Source organism: Microbispora bryophytorum, assembly GCF_043197435.1.
Lineage (GTDB): Bacteria > Actinomycetota > Actinomycetes > Streptosporangiales > Streptosporangiaceae > Microbispora > Microbispora bryophytorum.
The window spans coordinates 908779-917410 of the sequence record NZ_JBICTF010000003.1 but is presented as its reverse complement, the minus strand read 5'-3'; the positions used below and the strand labels follow the sequence as shown (position 1 = coordinate 917410).

7 protein-coding genes and 1 pseudogene are annotated in these 8632 nt (G+C 73.5%); 3 read left to right on the top strand and 5 right to left on the bottom strand.

Features of this window, described 5'->3' with window-relative positions; translation table 11 throughout:
• A pseudogene (locus ACGFIB_RS13395) lies at positions 1-210 on the bottom strand (fumarylacetoacetate hydrolase family protein); the annotation flags it as partial.
• Positions 211-435: 225 nt separating this feature from the next.
• On the opposite strand from ACGFIB_RS13395, the gene ACGFIB_RS13390 reads away from it, so the two are divergent.
• Together ACGFIB_RS13390 and ACGFIB_RS13385 are read left to right on the top strand one after the other, a co-directional pair.
• Complete coding sequence (locus tag ACGFIB_RS13390; protein ID WP_142570583.1) at positions 436-1179, top strand: dienelactone hydrolase family protein; 744 nt, start codon at positions 436-438, stop codon at positions 1177-1179.
• Between the two features lie 11 nt (positions 1180-1190).
• Entirely contained in the window at positions 1191-1478 is a 288-nt protein-coding gene (locus tag ACGFIB_RS13385; protein WP_142570581.1) for a DUF6295 family protein, read from the top strand.
• Positions 1479-1559: 81 nt separating this feature from the next.
• On the opposite strand, the gene ACGFIB_RS13380 is transcribed toward ACGFIB_RS13385, so the two are convergent.
• The 4 genes from ACGFIB_RS13380 to ACGFIB_RS13365 all read right to left on the bottom strand — a co-directional run bounded on the left by ACGFIB_RS13380 (position 1560) and on the right by ACGFIB_RS13365 (position 7771).
• Positions 1560-2282 (bottom strand): GNAT family N-acetyltransferase, encoded by a 723-nt coding sequence (locus ACGFIB_RS13380; RefSeq protein ID WP_393371431.1) that lies wholly within the window; start codon positions 2280-2282, stop codon positions 1560-1562.
• A gap of 334 nt (positions 2283-2616) precedes the next feature.
• Positions 2617-5238: an MXAN_6230/SCO0854 family RING domain-containing protein gene (locus ACGFIB_RS13375; RefSeq protein WP_393371428.1), complete on the bottom strand. Its 2622-nt coding sequence runs from the start codon at positions 5236-5238 to the stop codon at positions 2617-2619.
• A 446-nt stretch (positions 5239-5684) separates the two neighbouring features.
• Complete coding sequence (locus ACGFIB_RS13370; RefSeq protein ID WP_142570576.1) at positions 5685-6158, bottom strand: SPW repeat protein; 474 nt, start codon at positions 6156-6158, stop codon at positions 5685-5687.
• 323 nt (positions 6159-6481) lie between these two features.
• On the bottom strand, positions 6482-7771 hold the full coding sequence (locus ACGFIB_RS13365) for a D-arabinono-1,4-lactone oxidase (protein ID WP_457852313.1): 1290 nt from the start codon (positions 7769-7771) through the stop codon (positions 6482-6484).
• A 222-nt stretch (positions 7772-7993) separates the two neighbouring features.
• On the opposite strand from ACGFIB_RS13365, the gene ACGFIB_RS13360 reads away from it, so the two are divergent.
• Positions 7994-8629, top strand: coding sequence for a class I SAM-dependent methyltransferase (locus ACGFIB_RS13360; protein ID WP_393371425.1), 636 nt, complete (start codon positions 7994-7996; stop codon positions 8627-8629).
• Positions 8630-8632: the final 3 nt, after the last annotated feature.

The window sequence follows — 8632 nt, the reverse complement described above, 5'->3', positions numbered from 1 at the left end:
CCGCGCCACCGGCGCGCCCACCCGCTCGAACGGCCCCGCCTCCGGCAGCCGCCCCTCCGCCAGAGCCGACCGCACCCGCTCCACACCGCCCCCCGAAAGGAACGCACCATCGATGTCGGCCGTCAACGACGACACGTCCAACACCCGCCCGTCGGGCGCGAGCACGCACGGCCGCTCCGCACCCACCGGACCCACCCGCAACAGCTTCACGAACGCCTCCTTGGAGATACACCCGATGTCTCAACCGGCCGAGCCTGCCACAGTCACCGGGCTCGTGTAAAGAAGGGACGTTGTGCCGCAACCCCGACGAGCAGACCCCGCATTCATCCGATCACCGCACGGGCCTGGCTTAGTTAGTTCAGCTAACTACTAAGGTGGACCTCCGGCGCCGCCATCACTCGGGCAGTGCTGTGATCGCAGGGAAAGGGAATCGGAATGACGGACGCGATGTGGGCCGGCACGGTCGCCGTGACCGGGCACGAAGGCGCCGAGCTCGAAGCGTACGCGGCACGGCCGCTGGGCTCCTCCCCCCACGGCGGGGTCGTGGTGATCCACCACATGCCCGGCTACGACGAGGCCACCAAGGAGATCGTGCGCAGCTTCGCCGCGCACGGCTACGCGGCGATCTGCCCCAACCTGTACTCCCGGGAGGGCGCCGGCGTCAGCCCGGACGACCAGGCCGCCGCGGCCCGGGCCAAGGGCGGCGTCCCGGACGAGCAGCTCGTCGGCGACGTCGCAGGCGCCGCCGCCTACCTCAAGGGCCTGGAGCACGCCAACGGCAAGATCGGCGTGATCGGCTACTGCTCCGGTGGGCGGCAGACGTTCCTGGCCGCCTGCTCGCTCCGGATCGACGCGGCCGTCGACTGCTACGGGGCCTTCGTGGTCACCGCGCCGCCCGCCGACTTCCCGCTCACGGCCGAGCCGCTGATCTCCCGGGCCGCCGACCTGTCCTGCCCGCTGCTCGGGCTCTTCGGCGCGGACGACAAGTTCCCCTCGCCGGAGGAGGTGGACGTGCTCGCCGCCGAGCTGGACAAGCTCGGCAAGGAACACGAGTTCCACGTCTTCCCCGACGCCGGCCACGGCTTCTTCGCCACCGACCGGCCGAACTACCGTCCCGCCGCCGCCGTGGAGGGCTGGAAGAAGGTCTTCGGGTTCTTCGGCCGTCACCTCGCCGCCTGAGGAGAACAGAAATGTGCACCTATCTCACCGAGAAGATCCGGATGGACGGCGCCGCCAAGGGGGCGTCGGGCTGGTTCACGGTCACCGACGGCATGGTCTACGTCGACCATCCCTACCACGCGTGCCAGGAGCACACGGTGAACATCGACCTCACCAACCCGGCCGAGGGTCCATCGGCCCGGGTCGCGATCGAGCTCACCGAGGAGGCGGCGCTCGCCCTGGTGGACGCCATCAACAAGGCCCTGGCCGCGGCGCCGCCCGGGCTCGCGTCGGCCGCCGGCCGATCCGCCTCCCTCTGATCCTGTCCCCGTCCGCCGGCCGCGCGACGCCTGCCCTAGGTGAACGGGCAGGGGCCACGGGCGGCCGGCGGACGGCGCGCGTCAGACGTCGAGCGACATGTACAGGCGGGTCCCGCCCGGCCGGAAGCCCACGCGTTCGTAGACCCGGCGCGATCCCTCGCCGCCGTACTCCAGCCACACCGACCGTGCTCCCCTGGCGAGCAGCGCCTCGGCGAGCGCGGCGGTGACCGCGCCGGCGATGCCCCGCCCGCGGAAATCGGGGCGGGTGCCGACCCCGGCGAGCTCCGACGTCTCCACGGCCGGAGCCGAGCACATGGCCGCTCCGGCGCAGCCGCCGCCGGGCGCCCGGACGAACCGGACCGCGCCGCCGCCCTCCTCCGTACGGCGCAGCCGGGCCACGCCCTCCGGCGACGAGGCGCCCTGTCCGCCGAACGCCTCGGACAGGGCGGCGTCGATCGCCGCGTAGTCCTCGTCCGTGGACGGCGTCTCCACCGGGAGGACGACCGGCGGCGGCGTCAGCGTTGCCGGGGTGCAGACGAGGTAGTCGTGCACCGCCTCGACGGTGAACCCCGCCTCGCGGAGCGCGGGCTCCACGGCGGGCGCGGCGTCCGGGGCGAACTCGAGACGGGGCTTGAGCCCGCGCTCGCGGAACGCCCCGATCAGCGCCGCGACGTCCCGTCCGCCCGGCCGGGCGCCGGGCAGGGGTGTGGCGTAGTTGATGTAGGGGCTGGTGGTGCCGGGCTCCACGCCGACGACGAAGCCCCCGATCTCGACGACTTCGGGACGGCGGCGAAGGTTGGCCACGGCGAAACTCTGGACATCGATGCCCACGGTGATATCGACCTCACGAACGAAAGGCGGAACGGTTCGCCCGCCGCGCGGAGCGGAGGGGTGAACTCGCATATGACGCCATCCCGGACGGGATGGAGAAGGTGCGCAGGGCACCGTCATGTGGGGCCGCCGCCGTGAGACGGTGAAGGCAGTGAACCGATGACGCGGAAGCGTACCGGTCAGTGCCGACGGCGGCCGCTGTGGGACGCCGAGAACATAGGCTTCATTCCTTCGCTGCTGTCTGGGTGAAACGCGGCCACTTTCCCACGCGGGTCAGTGAGCGCGCAATCCGTTTTGTCCGGCGGGGTCAGCGCGTCGCGGGGGCGAGCATGCCGACGAGGTCGGAGGCGTCGAGAGGGCGGATCGCGGCCGGGCCGAGACGGGCCGGGTCGAGATGGGCAGGGTGCAGGGCGTAGACCTGTGCCCCCTCGCTCACCCGCACGTCGTCCTCCAACACCACGGCGAGACCCGCTTCCGCCGCGCCTGCCTTCGCCGCCGGGTCGGCCGCCCGCCGTACGCCGAGGCGGGACGCAAAGGCGGCGGCGTCCTCACCGGGGCGACGCGCGTACCGGCTCACGGCGCCGTCGCGGTGCCGTACGACGACCTCGCGGGCGCGGGCGGCGGCGTGCCAGCAGGCGACCTCCCACAGGGTGACGCGCTCGCCGAGACCGTAGGCGTCCTCGGCGGCCGCGCCCAGACGGGCGAGTTGCTCCTCGTGTTCGTACACGTTGTGGAACCCGCCGAACGCGGACACGTTGAGGTCCACCCAGCGCATCGTGCGCGACCAGAGGTCGGCGACGAGCGGGACGAGGATCTTGGCCGGGCCGGTCAGGTCGAAGCGCTGCCGTACGGCGAGCGGGTCGAACAGGCCGTCCGGGTCGTCCATGAATCCGGCGAAACCGCGGACCAGTTCGTCGAACGGCACGTCGTTGTAGCTGAACACGACGGGCACCACATACCTGCCGCCGATCGCGCGCAGCGCGGTCACGTCGAGGTCCACGAACTCCGACGCGCCCAGCGGCTCGGGCGCGGAGGTCAGATCCCCGGAGTGGACGGCGGCGCTCGCGCCGAGCCGCAGGTGCGTGTAGTCGCACAGCCCGGCGAACGTCCACCGCGCGTCGAACACCGCCACCGACAGGTCCAGGTCGACCACGCGATCCGCGGGCTCCGCCCAGTGCAGGAACAACCGGATGCGCTCGCCACCCGGCAGCGGCCGCACGCTCCCGCGCGGCAGCCGTACCAGCGAGGCCGAGGCGGACCGCTCGGCCTCCGGCGCGAGCAGGTCGGTGAGCTCCTCGTCCAGCAGCGCGGTCCCGACGGGCGGCAGCGCGGCTGCCCGGCGCAGCAGCTCGCCTGTCAGCACGGCGGACAGGGCGGCCACGGTCTCGGGAGCGAGCTCCTCGCGGGCGTCGGGCTCGGCCCAGATCCGCGCCGCTCCCCCGCGCGGCAGGAACATCCGGGTACCGCCCGGCGGCGTGCGCAACTGGCCCAGGGTGGCGATCAGCACGGCCGGGGAGACGTGCGGCGCGGCGGCGCGCAGAGCCTCGGCGAGGTCGGCGGCGGGCAGGCGGCGGGCGAGATCGGCGGTGCGCCGCAGCAGCTCTCCCGGCCGGCGCGCCAGCAGGGCGAGGGCCTCGCGGGGATCGGTCCGCAGCGCGTCCTCGAACCGCCCCGCGAACGTGCGGGCGCGCAGCCGTACGCCGTCGAACGACAGCAGGTCCCCGTGGGCCGCCGCGCGCTCCAGCAGGACGTCCGCCATCGGCGTGCCCTTCCGCAGCGGGGTGCCGCGCAACACCGCGAACGCCAGGGCCGCCTCCGGGTGACGCCGGTGGAACTCGTGCGGGTGCAGCACCTCCGCCATGTGCCGCCACTGCGCCGGGTAGCGGTGCAGGTCCTCGATCAGATACGGCAGCGCCTGCCGGTCCAGCGCGGCGAGGAGCGCCCGGCGCACCGGCCGGGACAGGCTCATACGGCGCGGGGGGTGGGCGCGCAACCCGGGGTCGCCGCCCATGAGGACGTGGAGCAGCCGCAGCACGTCGGTCGCCGTGTCGGCGTGCGCCGTGAGCAGGGCCAGGTCGCCGTGCCGTACGGCCGTGGCCAGGACGACGGCGCGGGTCTCGCGGGCCGGGATCTTGTCGGGCAGCCAGCCTGCCGACTCGGGCCAGAAGCGATCGACGATCTCGGCGACGACCGCCCTGTCCTCCGCGCGCGGCGCCGCCTGCCGGGACAGCAGCGGACCCAGCAGGTCGCGGGCCCGGGCGGCGGGGTCGTCGCACAGCCCGAGCAGGGTCAGCGTCTCCGGCACCCGGCCGTTCCACCTGACGGCCGGAGCGTAGACGTCGTCGGCCGGGCGCAGGAAGGGATCGCCGGGGTCGATCCGGCGATGGCAGATCGGGCAGGCGCTGTAGTCGGCGCCGTCCCAGCACGTGCGGCAGACGAGGTGCGCGCACGGGGACACCGGATGGACGGCGGCGACCTCCCCGCACAGCACGCACGGCTGCTCCGGCCGCTGGAGCAGCACGGAGAACACCCTGCGGACGAACAGCTCCGCCGTGTCGGCCGGGACCGACTCCGGAAAGCGGCGGAACAGCGGCGTGTGCACGACGTGCCCGCCCAGCTGGGCCGACAGGGCGGAGACGAGCGCGCGGCCCGCCTGCCCGAGATCCCCGGCGTCCAGCTCGGCCAGCCGGGCCCGCAGCGGCGCGCTCAGCACGTGCCCGAGCTGGAGCAGGTCGGCCTCCAGCGCGACCACCCCGTCGGCGACGGCGGCGAGGGGCCGTGCCCGGCGGGACGACCGCGACGGACGGCCGGAGCTCCCAGGGCCCGCGACGGCGGCCTTCCGCTCGGCGGCGGGGGCGAGGACGGCGGGCACCAGAAGGTCGGGGGCGACCAGCCGCTGCCGCAGCAGCAACTCCGCCAGCCGGTCCACGGGCATCCTCCCTGTGTGCGAGCGATCGGGCACGCGCCGAGAAAGTGAGACGGGGCGGAGAACGGACGCACTAAAGCGATTAAAGATCGAGAAGGAAGCACGTCCAGGAGCCGCCCCGTGCCCCGCACCCTAGCCCGCCGCCCGATCTTGTGTCGTCCCCTTTTCCCCGTACGCCGGGGCCGGCGACCGCGACGCACGTGACCGCCTATGGGCGGCAACTGGGCGGCCCCTCGCGCGCGCCGCGTTGCCTACGCCGCGTTTGCCTACGCCGCGGGCTTGGCCAGGGTGAACCGCCTCGACGAGACCGGGACCATCGCCCCGGGCATGGGGCGACGTCACCCGCCAGGGGCTGCGGCACCCGTCTCGCGCGTCACGGGGTGGACCGGCGGGGCGAAGGGAGCTCCCCCGCCGGTCACCGCCGTGCGCCGCCTACCCGCGGGCGGCGGCTACCATTCTTCGCCGCCCGGTGCGCCGGTCCCCCGGCGCGGGCCGCCGTGCTCGTGCTGCCGGTAGTTCGCGGCGAACGCCAGCGCTCCGAGGCCGAACAGGAAGATGATCGCCCCGGTGACCACGTTGTTCCAGATGGTCGCCGTGGTCGCCGGCTGGCCGCGGATCACCCACGGCGCGATGATCGTCCAGGCGCCGAGCACCGGCACCACCCAGCTCATGCCGTACGTGCGGCCGAAGGCGGACGCGCAGCCCATCGCGAGCGCCGCGACCGTCAGCCCGACGATCAAGTTGTTGATCGCCAGAGCGCCGAAACCGCTGAAGCCCACGATCCACGGCGAGAGAGCGAGATAGACCCCCGCGAGGAACGTCACTCCGTCCATGACCTGTGCGGGAGCGGTCGATCCCGCGCGGTCGTACGTCTGGCGCAGCTCCGTCACGTCCGGACGGCGGGCCAGACCTGGTCGCACCATGTCGCGTCACCTCTTCCCCCAGACGGGCCGGGCCGAAGACCCGGACCCCTCGCTTGCATCATCCAACGCCGCAGGCGGCGAAGGGGAGGTCGCGAGAGGCGCAGGAAACAGATGGAGGCCATCGCTCAGTCAGATGTTCCCGCCCGGGGCGCGAGCGCCCGGGCCGCGTTCACGACGGAGATGTGGCTGTACGCCTGGGGGAAGTTGCCGGTCTGACGCCCCGTGCGGACGTCGATCGCCGATGAGGGCGTAGTCCTCGATGCGCATCGTCCTCCCCCGCGATCCCGGGGACTTACCCGGTCATAAGGGGACGACCCCGGCGATCATCCGAGGCCGAGGACGTACCGCTCGACGAACTCGTTGGCGAAGACGCCGCGCGGGTCGTAGTGCCGCGCCAGCGCCGCGAAGTCGTCCAGGCGCTCGTAGCGGGAGCGCAGGACGTCCGCGGGAAGCGTGAAGACCTTCCCCCAGTGGGGCCGCGCGCCGAACGGCGCCAGGCACTCCTCGATCGCGGTGAGCACGGGCGTCACGGCGGCGGTGTCCTTGATCCAGGTGAAGTGGAAGGCCACGGTGTCGCGGCCCCCGCTCGGGCTCAGCCACAGGTCGTCGGCGGCGATCGTGCGGATCTCGGAGATCTGCAGGACCGGGGCGATGCGGTCCCGGATCCCGCCGAGGGCGTGGAACGCCGCGGCCGCGTGCCGCCGGGGCACCATGTACTCCGACTGGAGCTCCTCGCCGCTGCTGGGGGTGAAGTCGGGCCGGAAGTGCGGCAGACGCTCGAACCAGGGGCCGGGGACGCCCATCTGGGCCGTGCAGTGCACCGCGGACATGCCGGGCACGGGGTGCCTCGGGCCGTCGGCCGGCGTCGCGCCGAAGAAGCCGCCGCCGGTCTCGGCGCCGTAGTGCCCTCCGGCGGCCGTCGCCTCCTCCGCGCCGCCCGCCGCCCGTTCCTTCACCCAGACCTGGTTGATCCGGGAGGTCCGCCAGTCGGTGAACAGGCTGACGCTGTACGCGGCGGACATGACGGCGTCGAACCGGTCCTCCAGCACCTCGGCCGGCAGGCCCTCGTACACGCGCTGTCGGACGTCGAACGACGGCACGACGTCGAGCGTCATGGCGACGACGGCGCCGAGGGCGCCCAGCGCGACGACGGCCCCGGCGAACCGGTCGCCGTCCGCGTCGCGGCTCAGGGTGACGAGGTCGCCGTCCGCGGTCACCATCTCGATCGCGCGCACGGAGGTGGCGAGACCGCCGTTGCCGTCGCCCGAGCCGTGGGTGCCGGTCGCGCAGGAGCCCGCGACCGAGATGTGCGGCAGGGACGCGAGGTTGGGCAGGGCATAGCCCTTGTCGTGCAGACGGCGGCCCAGCTCGCCGTACCGGACGCTCGCGGCGACCCGCACCGTGGACGGCCCGGCGTCGATCTCGATCTCCGGTGGCAGCGCGTCGAGCGAGATCAGCGCGCCCGCGGAGTCGGCGATGCGGTTGAAGGAGTGGCCGCTGCCCAGCACGCGGGCCTTCTCGCTCCGCGCCACCAGGGCGCGCACCTCGTCCACCGAGGAGGGCCGCTCGACCGATGCGGCCTCGAAGGTGATGTTGCCTGCCCAGTTTGTCACCAATTGAGTCACAGAGGAGTTCTACCGGAACATCGCGCCCGCATGCGGGTCGGATGCCCGCCTGCGTGCGGTTCACCTTCCCGGTGACGCTGGGTCTCACCGCGCCCGCAGCCGCGCGGAGACCGGCGGCGACCACGACCGTTTCGCCGCGATTCGGTGATGCCGCAGGCCATGCGGGTCCGTGCCGGGCGGGAATGAACAAGGGACGGGAAGGGGGACGCCATGCCGACGACCGGGGTCAGCCATCCGCTGTTCGCCCGCTTCTACACGTGGTTCAGCCAGGTGCTCGACCGGCAGGGGATGTCCGGACAGCGCGAGGCGCTGGTGGCGGGGCTGTCGGGCCGGGTGATCGAGGTCGGCGCGGGCAACGGGCTGAACTTCGCCCACTATCCGCCGTCCGTCACCGCCGTGCTGGCCGTCGAGCCCGAACCGCGGCTGCGGGCGGTCGCCCTCGACGCGGCCCATCAGGCGCGGGCGCGGATCGAGGTCGCCGGCGGCCTGGCCGACCGGCTCCCCGCCTCCGACGGCGAGTTCGACGCGGCGGTGGTGTCGTTCGTGCTGTGCTCGCTGCCCGATCCCGTCGCCGGGCTGCGGGAGATCCGCCGCGTGCTGGTCCCCGGCGGGCGGCTGCGCTTCCTCGAACACGTCCGCGCCGGGCCCACGGGCTGGGCCAGGGCGCAGGACCTGCTGGACGCGAGCGTGTGGCCTGGCCTGACCGGCGGCTGCCACACGGGCCGCGACAGCTTGACGGCCGTCGAGGCGGCCGGCTTCACCGTCGAGTCGCTGGAGCGCTTCGTCTTCCCCGCCCGCGTCCGCAGTCCCATCTCCTTCTGCGTACGCGGCGAGGCCCGATCCTGAGAC

Coding starts and splice junctions, on each gene's coding strand:
- ACGFIB_RS13390 (WP_142570583.1), top strand. CDS start 436: ATGACGGACGCGATGTGGGCCGGCACGGTCGCCGTGACCGGGCACGAA.
- ACGFIB_RS13385 (WP_142570581.1), top strand. CDS start 1,191: ATGTGCACCTATCTCACCGAGAAGATCCGGATGGACGGCGCCGCCAAG.
- ACGFIB_RS13370 (WP_142570576.1), bottom strand. CDS start 6,158: ATGGTGCGACCAGGTCTGGCCCGCCGTCCGGACGTGACGGAGCTGCGC.
- ACGFIB_RS13360 (WP_393371425.1), top strand. CDS start 7,994: ATGCCGACGACCGGGGTCAGCCATCCGCTGTTCGCCCGCTTCTACACG.